At 46.3% G+C, this 18,335-nt stretch carries 21 protein-coding genes; 8 read left to right on the top strand and 13 right to left on the bottom strand.

The genetic code is table 11. The features are described from left to right. Window positions 1-71: 71 nt before the first annotated feature. Complete coding sequence (hemA, locus tag B7X71_RS00665) at window positions 72-1,388, bottom strand: glutamyl-tRNA reductase (protein ID WP_293597261.1); 1,317 nt, start codon at window positions 1,386-1,388, stop codon at window positions 72-74. Window positions 1,389-1,407: 19 nt separating this feature from the next. On the opposite strand from hemA, the gene B7X71_RS00670 reads away from it, so the two are divergent. The 3 genes from B7X71_RS00670 to B7X71_RS00680 all read left to right on the top strand — a co-directional run bounded on the left by B7X71_RS00670 (window position 1,408) and on the right by B7X71_RS00680 (window position 2,954). Further along, window positions 1,408-1,689, top strand: a complete 282-nt coding sequence (locus tag B7X71_RS00670) for a hypothetical protein (protein WP_293597262.1) — start codon at window positions 1,408-1,410, stop codon at window positions 1,687-1,689. 101 nt (window positions 1,690-1,790) lie between these two features. Further along, a complete protein-coding gene (locus B7X71_RS00675) occupies window positions 1,791-2,273 on the top strand; it encodes a helix-turn-helix domain-containing protein (protein WP_293597263.1) in 483 nt (160 codons plus the stop codon). A 6-nt stretch (window positions 2,274-2,279) separates the two neighbouring features. Continuing rightward, on the top strand, window positions 2,280-2,954 hold the full coding sequence (locus tag B7X71_RS00680; RefSeq protein WP_293597264.1) for a nucleotidyl transferase AbiEii/AbiGii toxin family protein: 675 nt from the start codon (window positions 2,280-2,282) through the stop codon (window positions 2,952-2,954). A 35-nt stretch (window positions 2,955-2,989) separates the two neighbouring features. Here the strand turns inward: B7X71_RS00680 and B7X71_RS00685 are convergent, their stop codons facing one another. The 5 genes from B7X71_RS00685 to B7X71_RS00705 are packed head-to-tail and all read right to left on the bottom strand — an operon-like array spanning window position 2,990 to window position 7,740. Further along, a complete protein-coding gene (locus B7X71_RS00685) occupies window positions 2,990-3,148 on the bottom strand; it encodes an antitoxin MazE-like protein (RefSeq protein ID WP_293597265.1) in 159 nt (52 codons plus the stop codon). Between the two features lie 38 nt (window positions 3,149-3,186). Then, window positions 3,187-3,960, bottom strand: a complete 774-nt coding sequence (locus B7X71_RS00690) for a uracil-DNA glycosylase (RefSeq protein WP_293597266.1) — start codon at window positions 3,958-3,960, stop codon at window positions 3,187-3,189. Beyond that, window positions 3,960-5,744, bottom strand: a complete 1,785-nt coding sequence (locus tag B7X71_RS00695; protein WP_293597267.1) for a M61 family peptidase — start codon at window positions 5,742-5,744, stop codon at window positions 3,960-3,962. Before B7X71_RS00695 ends, B7X71_RS00690 begins: the two co-directional genes overlap by 1 nt. A 12-nt stretch (window positions 5,745-5,756) precedes the next feature. After that, the gene (locus B7X71_RS00700) at window positions 5,757-6,473 is read right to left on the bottom strand and encodes a DsbC family protein (protein WP_293597268.1); all 717 of its coding nucleotides are present in this window, start codon (window positions 6,471-6,473) and stop codon (window positions 5,757-5,759) included. Further along, entirely contained in the window at window positions 6,466-7,740 is a 1,275-nt protein-coding gene (locus tag B7X71_RS00705; RefSeq protein WP_293597269.1) for an FAD-dependent monooxygenase, read from the bottom strand. The genes B7X71_RS00700 and B7X71_RS00705 overlap by 8 nt, the downstream gene beginning before the upstream one ends. Window positions 7,741-7,779: 39 nt before the next feature. Between B7X71_RS00705 and ychF the strand changes: the two genes are divergently transcribed. After that, window positions 7,780-8,874: a redox-regulated ATPase YchF gene (gene ychF / locus B7X71_RS00710; RefSeq protein ID WP_293597270.1), complete on the top strand. Its 1,095-nt coding sequence runs from the start codon at window positions 7,780-7,782 to the stop codon at window positions 8,872-8,874. Window positions 8,875-8,935: 61 nt separating this feature from the next. Here ychF and B7X71_RS00715 read toward each other — a convergent pair whose 3' ends face one another. Beyond that, the gene (locus B7X71_RS00715) at window positions 8,936-9,286 is read right to left on the bottom strand and encodes a hypothetical protein (RefSeq protein ID WP_293600112.1); all 351 of its coding nucleotides are present in this window, start codon (window positions 9,284-9,286) and stop codon (window positions 8,936-8,938) included. Window positions 9,287-9,402: 116 nt separating this feature from the next. Between B7X71_RS00715 and B7X71_RS00720 the strand changes: the two genes are divergently transcribed. Further along, window positions 9,403-9,960 carry a hypothetical protein gene (locus B7X71_RS00720; protein WP_293597272.1) on the top strand — a complete coding sequence of 186 codons (558 nt, stop codon included), beginning with the start codon at window positions 9,403-9,405 and terminating at the stop codon, window positions 9,958-9,960. On the opposite strand, the gene trpC is transcribed toward B7X71_RS00720, so the two are convergent. Genes trpC through rpe form a run of 5 tightly spaced genes read right to left on the bottom strand, consistent with a single transcriptional unit; the run spans window position 9,953 to window position 14,595 of the window. Then, the gene (gene trpC, locus B7X71_RS00725) at window positions 9,953-10,756 is read right to left on the bottom strand and encodes an indole-3-glycerol phosphate synthase TrpC (RefSeq protein WP_293597273.1); all 804 of its coding nucleotides are present in this window, start codon (window positions 10,754-10,756) and stop codon (window positions 9,953-9,955) included. The two genes, B7X71_RS00720 and trpC, sit on opposite strands and share 8 nt — an antisense overlap. Window positions 10,757-10,767: 11 nt before the next feature. Next, window positions 10,768-11,790 carry an anthranilate phosphoribosyltransferase gene (gene trpD, locus B7X71_RS00730; RefSeq protein ID WP_293597274.1) on the bottom strand — a complete coding sequence of 341 codons (1,023 nt, stop codon included), beginning with the start codon at window positions 11,788-11,790 and terminating at the stop codon, window positions 10,768-10,770. Between the two features lie 24 nt (window positions 11,791-11,814). Next, a complete protein-coding gene (locus B7X71_RS00735; protein ID WP_293597275.1) occupies window positions 11,815-12,381 on the bottom strand; it encodes an aminodeoxychorismate/anthranilate synthase component II in 567 nt (188 codons plus the stop codon). Then, window positions 12,365-13,870, bottom strand: coding sequence for an anthranilate synthase component I (trpE, locus tag B7X71_RS00740; protein ID WP_293597276.1), 1,506 nt, complete (start codon window positions 13,868-13,870; stop codon window positions 12,365-12,367). Before trpE ends, B7X71_RS00735 begins: the two co-directional genes overlap by 17 nt. Further along, entirely contained in the window at window positions 13,870-14,595 is a 726-nt protein-coding gene (gene rpe, locus B7X71_RS00745; RefSeq protein WP_293597277.1) for a ribulose-phosphate 3-epimerase, read from the bottom strand. Before rpe ends, trpE begins: the two co-directional genes overlap by 1 nt. A gap of 49 nt (window positions 14,596-14,644) precedes the next feature. On the opposite strand from rpe, the gene apaG reads away from it, so the two are divergent. The 3 genes from apaG (at window position 14,645) to B7X71_RS00760 (ending at window position 17,102) form a co-directional block, all read left to right on the top strand. Next, window positions 14,645-15,019, top strand: coding sequence for a Co2+/Mg2+ efflux protein ApaG (apaG, locus tag B7X71_RS00750; protein WP_015420328.1), 375 nt, complete (start codon window positions 14,645-14,647; stop codon window positions 15,017-15,019). Between the two features lie 126 nt (window positions 15,020-15,145). Then, complete coding sequence (locus B7X71_RS00755) at window positions 15,146-16,300, top strand: MltA domain-containing protein (RefSeq protein WP_293597278.1); 1,155 nt, start codon at window positions 15,146-15,148, stop codon at window positions 16,298-16,300. 25 nt (window positions 16,301-16,325) lie between these two features. Further along, the gene (locus tag B7X71_RS00760; protein ID WP_293597279.1) at window positions 16,326-17,102 is read left to right on the top strand and encodes an enoyl-CoA hydratase; all 777 of its coding nucleotides are present in this window, start codon (window positions 16,326-16,328) and stop codon (window positions 17,100-17,102) included. A 21-nt stretch (window positions 17,103-17,123) separates the two neighbouring features. Here the strand turns inward: B7X71_RS00760 and B7X71_RS00765 are convergent, their stop codons facing one another. After that, on the bottom strand, window positions 17,124-18,317 hold the full coding sequence (locus B7X71_RS00765; protein ID WP_293597280.1) for a M20 aminoacylase family protein: 1,194 nt from the start codon (window positions 18,315-18,317) through the stop codon (window positions 17,124-17,126). Window positions 18,318-18,335 lie beyond the last annotated feature (18 nt).

Here is an 18,335-nt window from a genome sequence, read left to right on the forward strand (position 1 = left end):
GTTAATAGGGAATTGAGTTCGGCTAAGCGCGTGTCTAGGTGGTCTAGCTTAGCCCGCATGCTGGGCTTCATCTAATGGTCTTCTGGCTTGGAGTGCGAGGCGAATAATTTTGGAAGCAACTTAATCAGGGCGTCACGCTCAGCACCATTGGAGTGTTGTAAAGCATGCAATGAGCCATGCAAGAACTTATTGGTTAAGCCTTGAGCCATCGCATTGAGAACTTCTTGGGGATCCTCACCACGCATTAATCGTTTCATCGCGCGATCGAGTTCAAGTTGTCTGAGGTGTTCGCCTTGCTGCTGAATATCCTGAATTAATGGCACAGTCTTGCGACCCTGCATCCAGTGCATAAAGTTTCCAACACGATCTTCAATGATTGCCTCTGCTTGACTTACTGCAGCTTGACGGAGGGAGGCGCCTGTTTGAATCATCACACCTAAATCATCAACCGTATAAAGATAAATGTCATTTAAACGAGCAATCTCAGGTTCAAAGTCACGGGGTACTGCTAAGTCAATCATTACCATTGGTTTATGGCGACGTTGCTTCAGAGCGCTCTCCACCATTCCTAAGCCGATGATAGGAAGTGATGAGGCAGTGCTTGAAACAATGATGTCGAATTCATGTAATCGTGATGGAAGCTCGGAAAGCTTGAATGATTCTGCTTCAACATCTTGAATCGAAATCGAGTCTGCTAATTCTTGGCCGCGCTCTATGGTGCGATTGGCGATTGCAACCCCTTTAGGTTTACGTGCCACAAAATGGGTTGCACATAAAGTGATCATGTCACCAGCGCCAATGAACAAAACACGTTGATCAGCAATACTTTCAAAAATGCGTTCAGCCAATCGAACTGAGGCAGCTGCCATCGAGATTGAGTGAGCACCAATTTCTGTAGAGCCACGAACTTCTTTTGCGACGGCAAAGGTTTTCTGAAAGAGTTGATTGAGATAAGTGCCAAGTACGCCTGCATCATTTGCAGTACGTACAGCATCTTTCATCTGACCCAAGATTTGGGTTTCACCAATCACCATGGAATCTAATCCACAGGCAACTCTAAAGGCGTGACGTACCGCATCCGATTGCGGTAGTGAATAAATGTGCGGCTCCAAACTACTTGGAGCGAGTTGTTGAGTTTTTGCCAACCAATCAAAAGTGGCTTCATGCAAAAGACTGGCTGCATCTGCATCATTAGCGGCGCAATAGACTTCGGTGCGATTGCATGTGGATAAGATGGTGGCTTCTGGTAGCCCGGCCTGATTCGCGCCAACGAGATGTTGGCGAAGATCGTGCAACGCTTCTTGAAGAAATTCAGGGTCAAAGGCGACCTTTTCCCGAATGGCGACCGGCGCTGTGTGATGATTGATGCCGAGTGTCAACAACTTCATAATGGTGATTATAGATTTGATGTCAGCAACAATGGGGGTAGCAATGGGGTTTTTAGCTTTTCTGGTGATCGGTGGCTTAACGGGCCTATTTGCCTTGGTTTTTTACCCTGGGCAACGTAAAGCTAAGCCCAAAATCAAGAGATTCCTCATGGCTGCCTTAATAGGCTTCATATCTGCCTTAGCAAGCTCCTATGTAGGGCAATTTACAGGCTTCTTTCAGTCTGGACAGATGCTGGAGTGGCTAAGTGCCATAGCGGCCTCTTGTCTGGCGGGGGTTTTATACGCGAGCACAGATAAATAAGAAGAAACATGCTGTTATTGGCTTTAGCGCATCAAAATTTACCCCTATTTAATGTGTAATATATTACACATTTTTTATGAGTTTGTGGCACAATACATGCTATGAATTTACGTGAAATTGGACTGCAGGTAGCAAATCGCAGAGTTGCTCTTGGTTTGACTCAAGATCGCTTAGCCAAGCTATCCAATTTGTCCAGATCAACCATTCTTCATTTAGAAAATGGCACCCTAAAAGATTTAGGGGCTGCTAAATTATTAGCTCTACTCGGGTTGCTTGGGATCGACGTTTCAATGCAAGGGCGGCATAAAAAGCAATATGCCCTAGAGGCAGCTGGCCAAACTGCAAGCGTGAGTTACAAAAATAAATTAACTGCCCCACAGTTAGCAAAGTCATTGGTGTCAGGAAAAATTCCTGAACCCATCTTTCCCTACATAGCTTCCTTGCTTGATGAGGCCCCATTACCCCTAATTGTTTTGGCAGTTGAGGAGGCAGCGAAAGCAAGTAATATCTCCCCAAAGAGCATATGGAAAAATATTGATCGTTGGGCTCATGAAATGCACTCGCCAAGAGTGGCTTGGCGGTAATGCTAAATGAGTAAATCAATTCACGGACGTGATCTGCCTGATGGTGTTTGGAAAGAGTTATTTCCCTATGCACTTCGAATCATTGCCGAAATTAAAAAGCATGGAATGGCTGACCCCTTTTGGACATTCGGGGGAGGAACTGTTCTGATGTTGCGCTATCAGCATCGGCTCAGCAAGGATATTGATATATTTGTTCCCGATCCCCAGTATCTGGGTTTTGTCACTCCAAGACTGAGTGATGTTGCTGCTGATATTTCTTCACAATATGTCGAAGACCAAAACTCCTATGTCAAGTTAATTCGTCCAGAGGGGGAAATTGATTTCGTGGCATCCCCTAATCTCACTAAGCCTGGATTTGAAATGTGGAATATTTTTGGAGACACCATTCGTGTTGAGACTGCTGTAGAAATTGTGGCCAAAAAACTCTGGCACAGAGGAGATAGGGCGGCTGCTCGTGATTTATTTGATCTATCTTTAGTGATTGAGCGAGAGCCCCAAGAATTGCAAGTCGCTAAACAGTTTTTGTTGAGACATTCTGATCAATTTATCAAACAAATCCAAAGTAGAGCTCATGTGCTAAGACCTCAATTTAATGAAATTGATGTTTTGAGCTATAGCCCTAGTTATGACGAAGCGGTAGAGCGAGTAACAGGTTTCTTAGAGGCATTAAAGCATGACTGACTAAGGTCATCTCGATGATTCAGGCTAAGACATCCTTATTCAGCCTCTAGAAGGATTTGGTCTAGAAAATTCATTAAATCGATGTCTGCGCGATCTAAGGATGACGCTAGGGCAGATTGACGTCGACACTCCTCAATCATCTCTGTTGAAGTTGCGTTGTAGTTGGTGATGGAGTGTAGGCTGTTTAAGGACATTTTTAACCATGTTCAGTCGCGAATTTTAATATCCCCAGTTAACTGCTTAGCGAAAATAAGGCTTTATCCGTAGAGCTGGTGTGGTCACCAACCCACTGAATCGGCGATTGCTGGTGTGCTGTTAGCCACTCATTAGCTTTCGTAAAGTGCCCGCAACTTGCCATCCCACCTTGCTCCAGAAAGGGCCGGTCTGTTTTGTAGACCCCAAGCCCAGAGGGGTGGGAGGATTGTAGAATCAATTGGTTCGGAGCTGCCTCAATCAGAGGTAACTTGGATTGGGCATGGCCACCCCATAACATCCACACTAAATAAGGTTTTTGCTGCGCCAAGGCACTTATCAGTCTATCAACCAGGGATTTCCAGCCCAAATTGGCATGACTGCCTGCCTCGCCTAATTTGACGCTCAGGGCGGTATTGATAAGTAGGACGCCTTGTTCAGCCCAGGTATGAAGATCACCGTTAGGAAGGGCGCCAAACCCCTCCAGTGCTAGTGCTTTACTGATATTGCGTAAGGAGCTGGGAAATTGCCGAGAATTGGTCGGAATATCACTCGGGATAGAAAAAGCCAAGCCTTGAGCCAGTCCAGCAGAGTGGTATGGATCCTGCCCCAAGATGACGACCTTGACCTGAGTAACTGGGGTTAGTGTCAGCGCTTTGAAGAAATTATGTGGCTCCGGGAGAATTCTCTCTGCATCTTTATTCAGTTCGGCCCTGAGATTGGTCTGTAGTTGTTGCCACTCAGGGGATTCAAAATAATCCCCAAGCAGGGCGCGCCAATCTTCCGGAATATCAGCCGCAGAAAATGAATGCATTACTCAGCTGGCGTGAGGATGTACTGAGCTGGAATTTGATCATCCTCAAGAACAGTCATGCACTCGTGCTCTAAATCATCTCGATAAAAACAAATCTGAATCACTTGTCCCAAGATTAAGCTCGATAGCACCTTATCCCAGCGAGCGGGAGTAATACGCTCACCATTGATGCTAGCCAATAGATCTCCAGAAGCTAGGCCTGCTAATTGTGCAGCTCCACCATCCAGCACATGCGTTACTTTTAGCCAGCCATTGCTATCACTATGGCGCATTCCGAATTGGAGTTTTATTTGCTCTAGTTTGGAATGTTTTTTTGGCTTAGCCGTAATGAGTTTGGAATCAATCCATTTTTGAATTGGAATGTCTTCAGTACCAAAAATGTAACGAGACTTAAATTGAACCCAAGTTTTGGAGAATCCTGTGCCAAGTAGTTTGAATATCAATTCATCCAAACCATCTTCTGCAATGCCATCGAGAGTGACCCCATGTGTTTGCCAAATGAGCCGCATCAAATCATCTAGGGATTGACGGTTGCTTGTGAATGCACGAATCTGGAGATCTAAGCCTAAAGCGAGCAAGGCGCCTTTCCCGTAATAGCTGACAACTACATTCGGAGTGTTCTCATCGGCTTGGTAGTACTTAGTCCAGGCATCAAAAGAACTATCCGCCAGGCTTTGCTTCAATCTACCTGGCCCACGCAAAATACCATTCCAATTATTCGCAACTAGCTTGAGGTAGGTTTTGAGGTCGATGCGTTTGCTACGGAATAATTGCAGATCATCGTAGTAACTCGTAAAGCCTTCAAATAACCAGAGTAAGCGAGTGTGGTTTCTGCGATCGAGTTGATAAGGCTGAAATGCCTTTGGTTGAATGCGCTTGACCAACCAAGCGTGGAAGTATTCATGACTACAGAGTCCTAAAAACTCCCGATAGGATGCTTCGTCCAAAGGAGTATTGACTTGGGGAATCTGATCACGACGGCATAGCAGGGCAGTGCTATTACGATGCTCAAGCCCTCCATAGCCAGAAAGAACCGCATTGACTAAAAATAAATAATTCTGGAAGGGTGCGTTTTTAGTCTTGGGTTCAAAGAGGTTAATGGTGGATATGCAGATAGCCTGTAGATCTGTTGCTAAGCGCTCTAAATCAATTTCATGAATGCAGCCTTGTATCGCCATACTGTGTGACACACCATTGGATTTCCAGTGGGCAATCTGAAACTCACCCATGGCAATTGGGTGATCAAGTAGGTCATCATAGTTTTTGGCGAGATAAAAGCCGTAGCCTTGACTATCCACTTTGGCAGCTTGTAAGCCTGTCTGAACTGTCCAAGAGTTTGCGCAAGTATCTTTAGGCGGAATCAACACTAAAGCGCAGGCCAAAGACTCTTGACCTTTAACTGCCAAACATAAGCTGCTTGGATTAATAAACGCACGTTCAGTATCGAGATAGGCGGCGCGCACAGAAGAATCAAATGCATATACCGTTGTGAGGATTTCTACTGCACCAGCTACCTTGGGCAAGCGCCACTGATCGTTATCAATGCGCTCCAGCGTTAGTGCTTCATTTGGATTATTAATTGCAAACGCTTCAATCGTTTCAATTTGTTTGCTGAAGTCGCGTATTAAATAGCTTCCTGGAATCCATGCAGGCATTTGCAGAATCTGTCCATTTGGCAATGGGTTCTCAATACGCAACTTCACATGAAAGCGGTGACCATGCAGATCGGCCGACCAAATGGTGTATTGGATTGCAGGTAGTTCGGAAGTATTTAATTTATTCATACACAAGATTGGTTACTTCAAGCTACTAAATTTCTTTTCAATATCGGTGATTTGAACCGCACCCGGAAAGCGACTGCCATCTGTAAAGAAAATAGTTGGGGTTCCTGTAATGCCATAAGTTTTGGCAAAGGCCATGTTTTTATCCAAAGGCGTGGCGCAGTCGCTCTTGCCGCTAGGAGCAATACCATTGATCATCCAGTCAATATAGGCTTTCTGGGGATCAGCGGAGCACCAAATTTGTTTGGACTTCTGCGCTGAGTCAGCTGACAAAATCGGAATTAGGTAAGTGTAGACAGTGACGTTATCCAGTTGCTGCAAAGATTTTTCCAAGCGCTTACAGTAACCACAATTAGGGTCAGAGAAAACGGCCAACTGTCGACTACCATTTCCACGGACTGCTTTTAAAGCATTGGATGGGATCAGCTCAGACCATTTAATGCGATTGAGGTCTGCTTGTTTTTGTTCCGTAATATTTTTTCCTGTAGCGACCTCAATGATTTCACCTTGGATTAAATATTTACTATTGGCATCGGTATAAAACACATCATTTCCAACTAAGACCTCGTAGATGCCTGGAATAGGTGATTGAGAAACGCCTTTAATTTTCGTGTTTGGACCAATCTTTTTTTGCAGTTCAGATCGGACTTGTTGCTCTGATTGTGCATTGGCTATTCCCACTAAAAAGGTGAGAGAGCAAGCTAAGGCAATAGTAGAAAATAATTTATTCAAAATCAGCATCTCCGAGAGCGCGTTCAATAAGGCGCCGTTTAATAAAGTGACTGCGATTGACCATGCCTAATCCCCAGTTGCGCAATTGCTTTTCAGTGCCACTACTCGCTGAAAATAGTTTCTTCAGTTTATCTGTGACCCATAGCAATGCGCTGGTATCGCCTTGGCGTTGACGTTCGTAGCGACGTAATAAAACTTTATCGTTCGGTAGTCGGAAGGATTCGCGTTTACTCAAAATATTGAGGAGGGTTGCAACATCCCTTAATCCTAGGTTCAAGCCTTGTCCTGCTAATGGATGCATCACATGAGCCGCATCTCCGATGAGGACAACCTTAGGGCTTTCATCTGGACCAATAAATCGACTTGCCCGAATTCTTCTCAATGGAAAATGAGCGGGTGTTGAATTGAGTTTGAGTGATCCAAGTTGCTCGACTATTGCCCCATTAGCAATGGAGGAAAACTTTTCAGTCCATGCCGCTTGATCCAGTTTTAAAAGTTCTGCAGCATTTTCTGGTGAAGTTGACCACACCATCGAGACTTGTTGATCTGGTAGGGGTAACATTGCCACAATATCGCCACCCGGTAAAAACCATTGGCAGGCAGTTTCTAAATGTGCGTTACCGCAAATCCAATTCGCTACCACTCCGCTTTGTGAGTAGCTTTCTTCTTTTGCGGTAATGCCCAGCTCCTTACGAATCGGAGAGTTGGCGCCATCGGCAGCAATCACGAGTTGAGCGCAAAATGTAGATCCATTTGCCAGATTGAGAGTTACGCCATCAGAATCCGTTTCAATGTTTTCAACTACGTCAGAGATACGCTCCAATTTATTTTGGAAGCGTGAGGCTTGATCCAAAGTGTGTTCGATCACACTCGATTCACCAATCCAGGCTAATTGAGGTGTACCCGCTTCAAAAGCAGACAAATGAAGTTGATCGTGCTTTTCTCCACGATCGCCAAAAATCCGCATATCTCGAACTGGCTGCATACGGCTGTGATCAATAGCATCCCAAATCTGTAGATGAGCCAGTAATTTTTGAGTGCTGGGAGAAAAAGCGTAAATCCGCTGCCCCCATTGATTTCCTTGGGGCGGAGCAACTCCTTGCCGTAAGTCAGGGGCAATTTGAATGGTTTGTAGGCCAAGTTGAGCTAAACCTAAGGCGCAAGCCTTTCCTGCTATACCTCCACCCACTACAGCGACGTCAACTGTCCGGATTTGAGAGGTATTTTTGGGCAATTTAGCCGAGCTATTTTGGAGGATTTCTGACATATCTCGATGATATCGAAACTAGCCCTTTACAATACTGCTATGTCTTTGAAATGTGGCATCGTCGGCCTGCCTAACGTCGGCAAATCTACCCTCTTTAACGCGCTTACCAAGGCTGGAATCGCGGCAGAAAACTATCCTTTCTGCACGATCGAGCCTAATGTGGGCGTGGTCGAGGTTCCTGACCCCCGTCTTGCCGCTTTGGCTGAGATCGTCAAGCCTGAGCGCATCCTGCCTGCTGCTGTCGAATTTGTCGATATTGCCGGTTTGGTGGCTGGGGCCTCTAAAGGTGAAGGCCTTGGAAATCAGTTTTTAGCCAATATTCGTGAAACTGACGCTATTACCCATGTAGTGCGCTGTTTTGAGGATGCCAATGTGATTCACGTGGCTGGCAAGATTGACCCGATCTCCGATATCGCAGTGATCGATACCGAGCTAGCCTTATCCGACTTAACAACCGTTGAAAAGACCCTGCAACGCTCAAGCAAGGCTGCTAAGTCAGGGAATGATAAAGAGGCAGCCGCTTTAGTGGCCGTATTAACTAAGGTGCAGGCCCATTTGGACCAAGCCCAGCCAGTACGCAGCCTGAAACTGAGCGATGAAGAGAATCTACTTCTTAAGCCGCTCTGCTTAATTACTGCAAAGCCGGCAATGTATATCGCTAACGTCAAGGAAGACGGCTTTGACAACAATCCTCATTTAGAGGCAGTGATTCAGCATGCGGCTAAAGAGGGTGCACCAGTAGTTGCGGTATGCGCTGCAATCGAAGCTGAGATCGCCGATTTAGATGATGCCGACAAAGTTGAGTTCTTGGCAGACCTCGGTATGGAAGAGTCTGGACTGGATCGTGTGATTCGTGCGGGCTATAAGTTATTAGGCCTGCAGACCTACTTTACGGCCGGTGTTAAAGAAGTTCGTGCCTGGACAATTCATCAAGGCGATACTGCTCCGCAGGCTGCCGGGGTCATTCATACAGATTTTGAGCGTGGCTTTATTCGTGCACAAACCATTGCTTTTGAAGACTTTATTCAATTTAAGGGTGAGTCTGGGGCAAAAGAGGCTGGCAAGATGCGTGCCGAAGGTAAGGAGTATGTTGTTAAAGATGGCGATGTTTTGAACTTCCTTTTTAACGTTTAATTAGTACTTCTAAATGAAAAAAGCCCTTACTAGTAAGGGCTTTTTGCTATCTAAGGGCTGATTAGCTTGCTTTGACAGCTTTTTCTAGGCATTTAGAAATTTCTTCATAGCGCTTGATGGCGATCTTGCTAGGAACGACTTCCTTTTTACGCCCATCTTCATTGGCAGCCATTTTGATATAACCCATGGCGCTGAGATTCTTCAGTCGTCCGTGGAGGGTTGCTTGGGAGCCCAGATCAGAAAGGGAAATCAGATCGCCAACCAAAATCGACTGCTTGGCATGAAAGCTCAAAATAATTTTGTCCAAAAGACTCTCTTCAATGGAGTCGAGCTTCTTGCCTGGGTTGATGCGATCAAGAACATCAATCAAATTAAGTAAACGAATATAGCAAGAAGATTTAGCGGTCGACATAAGCAATTAAAGATTTAGAGGGCTATTGGCCTAAGGGTTAACGAGGGGAGTATATACCTACACAAATTTGATTGCTAGCATGACATAGTATTAAGTTAATAAACATGTCGGCGATCATGAAAAAAATTCTCTCAGAACGTACTTTAGGTTTTTTAATTAGTTCGGTAACGTACACAACTTTGTTTTACATCAATGATTGGCTCACCACTCATCTCACTTTTGGCTTGGGGGTGAGTTGGATCTATTTGCCTGCCGGCCTTCGTTTATTTCTTACGCTGATATTTGGCTTGCCGGGCGCATTGGGAATAGCCGTTGTATCCTTTTTTATTAGTTATTTAGGGCCATTCCCTCATGAGCTCACAACCTGTATAGGCATTGGCTTGATTTCCGGATTTGCGCCATACCTGGCCAGAATCTTTGTATTAAGGAATGTGGATATCTCATCTGATCTGAGTAATTTGACTTTACCGAAGTTGGTAATTTGCACTTTGATTTATTCGGCCCTGAGCGCAGGCTTGCATCAATGGTGGTTTTCGGTCCGAAGTCTCGACGAGACCGGAAGCTTTAATCACTTCTTGGTAATGTTAATTGGTGATGTGCTGGGCACAATAGTGCTCGTTGGTCTGATTAAAGTTGGGCTAGATATGCTGAAACCCTCTAGGCAACTTAATTAAATAATTCGCTTAGAGCCGCCCCAGGATCATTGGCACGCATGAATGCCTCACCTACCAAGAATGCATTGATTTGGTGATCGCGCATCAGTTGCACATCGGCGCGACTCATAATTCCGGACTCAGTAACCAGAGTTTTTCCAGTTGGCACCATTGATAGTAGCGAAAGTGTAGTTTGAAGGGTAACTTCAAAAGTCTTCAGATTACGATTATTGATCCCGAGTAGCGGCGTCTTTAATTCAAGGGCTTGCTCTAGTTCAGGTGCGTTATGCACTTCAACAAGAACATCCAATCCCAGTTCATGCGCGCAAGCCTCTAACTCTTTCATTTGATTGAGCTCTAGGCAAGCCACGATCAATAAAATGGCATCAGCACCAATTGCTCTTGCTTCGTAGACTTGGTAGGGATCAACCGTAAAGTCTTTACGCAATACAGGAATGCTACATGCAGCTCTTGCAGCCTGAAGGTAAGCATTAGATCCCTGGAAATAATCCTTATCTGTAAGGATGGATAGGCAGGCCGCGCCATTTTTTTCATAGGACTGAGCAATTTCTGTCGGCTGAAAATTCTCTCGTAAGATCCCCTTGCTAGGGCTAGCTTTCTTAATTTCGGTAATGACACCTGCTTTGCCTGCTGCAATTTTATTGTGGATAGATTGAATAAAGCCCCGAGGCTTTAAAAGGGCATCACGATTATTTTCTTCGGCTTGATCACGTTGATTGGCCAAAGAGATTTTTTTTGAATCAGTAGCTACCTCAATCTTCTTGGTGGCAACAATTTTGTCGAGGATATCGCTCATGAAGATCTTAGTTAGTATTGGGTTGCAGCTACAAATTGGTCTAGCTTGTGGCGGGCGGCTCCAGATGCAATGGCTGCTTGTGCCATCTGAATGCCGCTAGCAATGCTTGGGGCTACATCAGCTACATACAAGACTGCTCCAGCATTGAGGCAAACAATGTCGCTCGCTGGGCCAGGTATTTTATTGAGTACATCTAAAACAATGATTTTGGATTCTTCGGCATTAGCCACCTTAAAACTATTGGTTGGGGCAATACTTAAGCCAAAGTCTTTTGGATGAATCTCATATTCACGAACCTGACCATCCTTTAATTCACCTACGAGGGTGGGGCCTTCAAGAGAGATCTCATCTAAGCCATCACGGCCATAAACAACTAATGCATGATCCATGCCCATGGCTTGTAATACACGAGCCTGAATACCTACTAAATCAGCATGAAACACACCCATGAGAATCCGCTTAGCATCCGCTGGATTGGTAAGGGGTCCAAGGATATTAAAAATCGTGCGCACACCCAAATCTTTACGGATCGGCACCACATTCTTCATTGCAGGGTGATGATTCGGCGCAAACATAAAGCCTGCACCTACTTCTGAAATGCATTTTGCGACTTGCTCTGGTGAGAGTGACAGCTTCACGCCCAGCGACTCCAGAATGTCTGCGCTTCCGGATTTGCTGCTGACACTGCGATTGCCATGCTTAGCAATTTTTGCACCGGCTGCTGCTGCCACAAACATCGCTGCGGTAGAAATATTGAAGGTATGGGCACCATCACCGCCAGTGCCTACTACATCCACTAAATTTTTTCTATCTTCTACGTGTACTGGCGTCGCAAATTCGCGCATGACTTGCGCGGCCGCAGCAATTTCACCAACAGTCTCTTTTTTAGTACGCAAGGCAACTAGTAGACCGGCCACTAAGGTTGGCGGCATCTCACCACTCATGATGAGACTCATCATTGCAGTCATCTCATCATGAAAGAGCTCGCGATGTTCAATACAACGTTGCAATGCTTGCTGGGGAGTAATGGGCATGTAGGTTGATTTATTGCTTTTGGGTTATTTGACTTGCAAAAAATTCTTGAGCAGTGCATGGCCATGCTCAGACAGAATCGATTCTGGGTGGAATTGCACACCCTCAACCGCCAGTTCTTTATGGCGTACACCCATGATTTCACCATCGGAAGAGGTGGCTGTCACTTCGAGCACGGCTGGCAATGAATTCTTTTCAATCGCGAGGGAGTGATAACGCGTCACTTTAAATGGGTTTGGCAATTCTTTAAAAACGCCAACGCCAGTATGGTGAATATCATCAGTCTTGCCATGCATGACTTTTTGGGCGCGAATAATCTTGCCGCCGAATGCCTCACCAATCGCTTGGTGTCCAAGGCAAACACCGAGAATCGGAATCTGTCCGGCATATCGTTGAATCGTAGCCACTGAAATCCCTGCTTCAGCTGGACTGCAGGGTCCCGGTGAAATGCAAATGCGCGCAGGGTTGATTTTGGCGATCTCTTCAACAGAAATTTCATCATTACGGAAAACTTTTACCTCTTCACCAAGCTCTGCAAAATACTGAACGAGGTTATAGGTAAATGAATCGTAGTTATCAATCATGAGGAGCATCGAGTCCTCCTTGTACTAAATCAGCCGCCATTAATACTGCTCGGGCTTTGGCTTCGGTTTCCTTCCATTCGGCAGTAGGGTCGGAATCTGCAACAACACCAGCACCCGCTTGTGAATGCAATACACCATCACGAATTACACCAGTACGAATAGCAATGGCCACATCCATGTCGCCAGAGAAGGAAAGGTAGCCAACCGCACCGCCATAGACGCCCCGTTTCACAATTTCCATCTCATCAATAATTTCCATTGCCCGAATTTTTGGGGCACCCGATAAGGTGCCGGCAGGGAAGGTTGCACGTAACACATCCATATTGCTCATATTGTCTATTAACTCACCTTCAACAGAGCTCACAATGTGCTGAACATGGGAATACTTTTCGATCGACATCGAATCCGTCACTTTAACGGTACCTGTCTTTGCAATTCGCCCCACATCGTTACGCGCCAAGTCAATCAACATGACATGTTCAGCAATCTCTTTTGGATCGGCAAGCAATTCTGTAGCAAGGCGTTCATCTTCTTCGGGTGTTGCGCCACGAGGGCGTGTGCCAGCTAACGGACGAATCGTCACGATCTTCTGACTTTCACGTTGCTCTTGACGCACCAAGATTTCTGGTGATGAGCCTACTACCTGCAGATCACCAAAGTCATAGAAGTACATATAAGGCGATGGATTCAAAGAGCGCAAGGCACGGTATAGGGCGAGTGGTGAATCTGTGAAAGGCTTGCTAATGCGCTGGCCAATCACTACCTGCATGCAATCGCCAGCCAAAATATATTCTTTGGTTTTGAGGACGGCATTTTCAAAATCAGCTGCTTTGAACTTGCGGATCAATTCTGTTTTGGTGCTTGGCAATGACGCTGGCATGGTCACCGGTTTGCTTAGGCAAGCAAGTAATTCTTTTAATCGAGCTTGACCCTTTTCAAAGCTATCTGTGTCGCTGGGGTCTGCGTAGACAATTAAATAAATACGACCTGCAACGTTATCAATCACTGCTAACTCTTCGGTCAACATTAATTGAATATCAGGCACACCTAGCTCATCTGGCAAATTGTGTTTTGCTAGACGCGATTCAATATAGCGAACCGTGTCGTAGCCGAAGTAGCCAGCAAGCCCGCCACAAAAGCGTGGGAGGCCGGGTTGTACTGCCACTTTGAAGCGCTTGAAATAAGCGTCTACAAAATCCAATGGATTGTCATGATTGGTTTCAATCACTTGATCATTGAACAGTACTTCAGTGAGCGGGGCATTTGGTGTACCAACAGTTCTTAAAACAGTTTTCGCAGGCAGACCAATAAAAGAGAAGCGGCCAAAGCGCTCGCCACCTAAAACAGATTCAAGTAGGTAGGTGTTCTTTTGTCCAAAAGCTTGAGTGAGCTTGACGTATAGCGAGAGTGGCGTCTCTAAGTCGGCTAAAACTTCCTTCACCAAAGGAATGCGATTGAAACCCTGTTTGGCTAGGGCAAGAAATTCTTCGTGCCGCATTACGCTTTTCCTGAGGTCGCTAGTTCTGCGCGCATCGCATTAATCACGTCAGCATAATTTTCTTTGCCAAAGATTGCGGAGCCAGCAACAAAGGTATCTGCGCCGGCCTTGGCTACCTCTGCAATATTGTCAACTTTAATGCCGCCATCTACTTCAAGGCGAATATGGCAACCGGTTTCCTGTTGGTGGCGATCTAAGCGCGCACGAACCTGCGCAATCTTATTGAGAGTGTTTGGAATAAATGACTGACCACCAAAGCCTGGGTTCACTGACATTAATAACACCAGATCAAGTAATTCAAGCGTGTGATCCAAGTGATCAAGCGGGGTAGCTGGATTTAAAACCAATCCAGCCTGACAGCCTTGTTCGCGAATCAAATTAATCGTGCGATTCACATGAGGGCTTGCCTCTGGATGAAAGCTAATAAGATTTGCGCCTGCCTTTGCAAAATCCGGAACGAGGCGATCTACCGGCTCAACCATGAGGTGCACATCAATCATGGCTGGTTTGCCATCTTTAGTTGCATGTGGGCGAATTGCCTCGCAAACCAAAGGGCCAATAGTGAGGTTCGGAACGTAATGGTTGTCCATCACATCAAAGTGAATCCAGTCTGCGCCCGCTACGAGAACATCTTGAACTTCTTTGCCCAGGCAGGCAAAGTCAGCCGACAAAATGGAGGGGGCAATGACAAACTGGCTATTTGAGGGTGATTTCTGGCTATCCATCCCTAGATTCTAGCTTGCAGTTGGTCTAAGGATGGAGCAGAATTCGAGCATGAATCCTCATGAAATCAGCATTACGGTCAAAACCCAGTATTTGCCCGACCAGTCCGACCCCGATAATCGCCAATTTGCGTTTGCCTATACCGTCACCATCAGAAATACTGGTACGGCCAGCATTCAGCTCATCGCTCGCCATTGGTTCATTACAGACGGGGACAATGATGTTCAAGAGGTCCGTGGCCTGGGTGTTGTAGGTCAACAACCCCTATTGAGGGCGGGGGAGCAGTTTGAATACACCAGTTGGGCTACCTTGCCAACGCCGGCTGGCACGATGCGTGGAGAGTATTTCTGCGTAACTGAAGAGGCGCAGTTTTTCCAAGCCCCTATCCCGGAATTTGCCTTGGTAATGCCTAGAACCCTGCATTGAGCTTTCAAGAAGCCTTATTTTTTGCCCTTACCAGTCCAAAGGACAATAAAAAGCAGGAGGGCTAAGGCTAAACCACCCTCTACCGCAAATAGGATCATTGGGTATTCATCGAGTAAATTGGCAATCATGATTTCTATATCCAAATTAATTAGTCGCAAGAATCCTTCGCGAATCCTCCTCTGCAGTGTATTCGCTATCAGCATTGCAAGTCTGTTAGCCGCTTGCTCGACGCCCTCTACCAGGGGGGCTGGCTATCGCTCTGGTGGTGGCACCCCAAATGCCTACAATTCCTCAATTGCCAGTTTTCGATCGGTCTCATGGCAAGATTTGCCTGGCTGGCAAGAGGATGATTTAACGCAGGCTTGGCCAGCCTGGCTCAAGAGTTGTGATGCCTTGCGTAAACGCAATAGTGAGATTAATTGGCGCCAAGTGTGCTCCCAGGCTTCGACAATTTCAGGTCGCGATCAGCGGGCGGTTCGCCAATACTTTGAGGGGAACTTTCAGGTTTACGAAGTGCGTAATAGTACCGATGGGAAAGAGTCCGGGCTGATTACAGGCTATTACGAGCCTGTTATGAATGGCTCCCAGACCCGCACAGCTAGTTACACCGTTCCCTTGTATGGTCTACCAAATGCCTGGAAAGGTTCGAAGCCAAGCCCTGCACCAGCACGCGCTGGGCTCATGAGTTCTGGCGTACTTCGAGGTTCAGAAATTGCCTGGGTCCAAGATCCTGTGGCCGCTGCCTTCATGCAAATCCAAGGTTCAGGAAAAATTCGTTTGGAGGATGGCCGTGTATTGCGACTTGGCTATGCCGGAACCAATGATCAGCCGTTTAAGTCCTTTGCACAGTGGTTGCTGGACCGTAAGGAAATTACTCGCAGTCAGGCGACCATGCAGGGCATTAGTGCGTGGGCTAAACGCAATCCAGGTCGCGTAGAAGAGATGCTCAATGCCAACCCGCGCTTTGTATTCTTCAAAGAGTTGCCGGGTAATGTCAGCGCTGATCTAGGGCCTAATGGCGCCCTGGGCGTGCCTTTAACTGCTGAGCGCAGCATTGCTATTGATTTGAAAGCCATGCCTTTGGGTGCCCCAGTATTTTTGAGTACCACCAAGCCCCTGAGTAGCCAAGTCTTGCAAAAATTGGTGATGGCCCAAGACACGGGTAAAGCCATTGTGGGTGGGGTGCGAGCGGATTACTATTGGGGATCAGGGGATGCTGCAGGTGAGTTGGCAGGACGCATGAAGCAAGATGGCAAGGTGTGGTTATTGTTGCCGCGCTGAACAAATTATTTTTTGAAAGAGATTGATGACTTACAACACTATATTGACTGAAGTGGATGGCAAGGTTGCTGTCATTACCCTTAATCGCCCGCAAGTATTAAATGCTCTGAATGATGAGTTGATGGATGAGCTGGGTGCAGCACTGCTAGGTTTTGATGCTGACAACAATATCGGTTGCATCATCATTACTGGTAGTGAAAAAGCATTTGCTGCTGGCGCAGATATTGCAACGATGGCCAAGTATGGTTTTGCCGACGTTTATCGCGGTGACTTTATCTCACGTAACTGGGAAGAAATAAAAAAAGTGCGCAAGCCAATCATTGCAGCAGTATCTGGTTATGCCCTTGGCGGCGGATGTGAGCTAGCAATGATGTGTGACACCATCATGGCCACTGACAGCGCTAAGTTTGCGCAACCGGAAGTGAAGTTAGGGATTATTCCTGGCGCTGGTGGCACACAACGTTTGCCTCGCGCAGTTTCAAAAGCAAAAGCAATGGATTTAGCTTTAACAGGTCGGATGATGGATGCAGCTGAAGCCGAGCGCTCTGGCCTTGTTGCCCGTATTTTCCCTCAAGCGGATTTGTTGAAAGAAGTGAAGGCGATTGCCAAGACGATTGCAGATATGCCATTGCTGACGGCAATGATGGTGAAAGAAGCAATTAATACTGCTTACGAAACTACGCTTTCAGAGGGTATTCACTTTGAGCGTCGTTTATTCCACTCTTGCTTTGCGACTAATGATCAAAAAGAAGGTATGGCGGCTTTTATGGAAAAGCGTCCAGCTAAATTTACCAACTCGTAAAAATATACAGCTCAGGTAGAACTATTTTTCTAAGTAGCATTGAGCTAGTTTGACCCAGTAGCTGACGCCAACTGGAATCAGTGCGTCATTGAAGTCATAAGAAGGGTTGTGAAGATGGCATGGACCCATGCCATGACCTACCGCGCGGTGATCGCCATCACCATTGCCTAGAAACACATAGCAACCAGGCTTCTCCAGCAACATGAATGCAAAGTCTTCTGCGCCCATCGTAGGATCGATTGAGGTATTGACGTTTTGTGCTCCTACCAATTCACTCATGACCTCGCTTGCGAAGTCTACTTCCTTGTCATGATTAATGAGTGGAGGGTAGTTGCGAGCAAAGCTAACCTCTGCTTGACAGTCAAATGCGCTGGAGACGTTATGAGAGATTTCACGTAAACGTTGCTCAATCAAATCCAAAACTTCTAAGGTGAATGTGCGAACGGTTCCGCCGATAAAAGCACTATCTGGAATAACGTTGCTTGTCTCGCCCGCATGAAACTGTGTGACAGATAAGACTGCTGCATCCACGGGACGTTTATTGCGAGTAATAATGCTTTGTAGGGCTTGGACAACTTGAGTGCCCGCAAGAACGGGATCAGCACTGTTATGCGGCAAGGCGGCATGCCCACCCTTACCTCGGATGATGATTTCAAAAGTATTGCTGGAAGCCATCATCGGGCCAGAGGTCACACCAAAATGACCTTCGGCTAGTCCTGGCCAGTTGTGTAGACCAAAGACGGCATCACAAGGAAATTGTTTAAAGAGCCCATCGTTAATCATTTCTTGTGCACCAGCACCACCTTCTTCTGCAGGCTGAAAAATAAAAATGACTGAGCCTTTGAACTCGCGATGATTGGATAGATATTGGGCTGCACCTAAGAGTATGGCAGTGTGACCATCATGGCCACAAGCATGCATCTTGCCGGGATTCTTTGAAGTGTGCTCAAAAGTATTATGTTCTTGCAGTGGCAATGCATCCATATCGGCACGCAAACCAATCATCTTGCCTGGACCTAAGTCGCCATCAAGTTTGCCAACAACCCCAGTTTTTCCAAGGCCGCGATATACCGTGATTCCCCAGCTAGAAAGTGCCTCAGCCACGAGATCAGAAGTGCGGTTTTCCTCAAAGCGCAATTCTGGATGCGCATGGATGTTGCGACGAATCTCTTGAATAGCTGATGCGGAGTCGATAATTTCTGGAAGTAATCGCATAGCTTCATCTTATCTGAA

The sequence above is a fragment of the Polynucleobacter sp. 39-46-10 genome (assembly GCF_002282275.1).

Bases quoted from the DNA above. Each gene is read 5' to 3' on its own strand.
- hemA (WP_293597261.1), bottom strand. From the start codon at position 1,388: ATGAAGTTGTTGACACTCGGCATCAATCATCACACAGCGCCGGTCGCC.
- B7X71_RS00670 (WP_293597262.1), top strand. From the start codon at position 1,408: ATGTCAGCAACAATGGGGGTAGCAATGGGGTTTTTAGCTTTTCTGGTG.
- B7X71_RS00675 (WP_293597263.1), top strand. From the start codon at position 1,791: ATGAATTTACGTGAAATTGGACTGCAGGTAGCAAATCGCAGAGTTGCT.
- B7X71_RS00680 (WP_293597264.1), top strand. From the start codon at position 2,280: ATGAGTAAATCAATTCACGGACGTGATCTGCCTGATGGTGTTTGGAAA.
- B7X71_RS00685 (WP_293597265.1), bottom strand. From the start codon at position 3,148: ATGTCCTTAAACAGCCTACACTCCATCACCAACTACAACGCAACTTCA.
- B7X71_RS00690 (WP_293597266.1), bottom strand. From the start codon at position 3,960: ATGCATTCATTTTCTGCGGCTGATATTCCGGAAGATTGGCGCGCCCTG.
- B7X71_RS00695 (WP_293597267.1), bottom strand. From the start codon at position 5,744: ATGAATAAATTAAATACTTCCGAACTACCTGCAATCCAATACACCATT.
- B7X71_RS00705 (WP_293597269.1), bottom strand. From the start codon at position 7,740: ATGTCAGAAATCCTCCAAAATAGCTCGGCTAAATTGCCCAAAAATACC.
- ychF (WP_293597270.1), top strand. From the start codon at position 7,780: ATGTCTTTGAAATGTGGCATCGTCGGCCTGCCTAACGTCGGCAAATCT.
- B7X71_RS00715 (WP_293600112.1), bottom strand. From the start codon at position 9,286: ATGTCGACCGCTAAATCTTCTTGCTATATTCGTTTACTTAATTTGATT.
- B7X71_RS00720 (WP_293597272.1), top strand. From the start codon at position 9,403: ATGAAAAAAATTCTCTCAGAACGTACTTTAGGTTTTTTAATTAGTTCG.
- trpC (WP_293597273.1), bottom strand. From the start codon at position 10,756: ATGAGCGATATCCTCGACAAAATTGTTGCCACCAAGAAGATTGAGGTA.
- trpD (WP_293597274.1), bottom strand. From the start codon at position 11,790: ATGCCCATTACTCCCCAGCAAGCATTGCAACGTTGTATTGAACATCGC.
- B7X71_RS00735 (WP_293597275.1), bottom strand. From the start codon at position 12,381: ATGCTCCTCATGATTGATAACTACGATTCATTTACCTATAACCTCGTT.
- trpE (WP_293597276.1), bottom strand. From the start codon at position 13,870: ATGCGGCACGAAGAATTTCTTGCCCTAGCCAAACAGGGTTTCAATCGC.
- rpe (WP_293597277.1), bottom strand. From the start codon at position 14,595: ATGGATAGCCAGAAATCACCCTCAAATAGCCAGTTTGTCATTGCCCCC.
- apaG (WP_015420328.1), top strand. From the start codon at position 14,645: ATGAATCCTCATGAAATCAGCATTACGGTCAAAACCCAGTATTTGCCC.
- B7X71_RS00755 (WP_293597278.1), top strand. From the start codon at position 15,146: ATGATTTCTATATCCAAATTAATTAGTCGCAAGAATCCTTCGCGAATC.
- B7X71_RS00760 (WP_293597279.1), top strand. From the start codon at position 16,326: ATGACTTACAACACTATATTGACTGAAGTGGATGGCAAGGTTGCTGTC.
- B7X71_RS00765 (WP_293597280.1), bottom strand. From the start codon at position 18,317: ATGCGATTACTTCCAGAAATTATCGACTCCGCATCAGCTATTCAAGAG.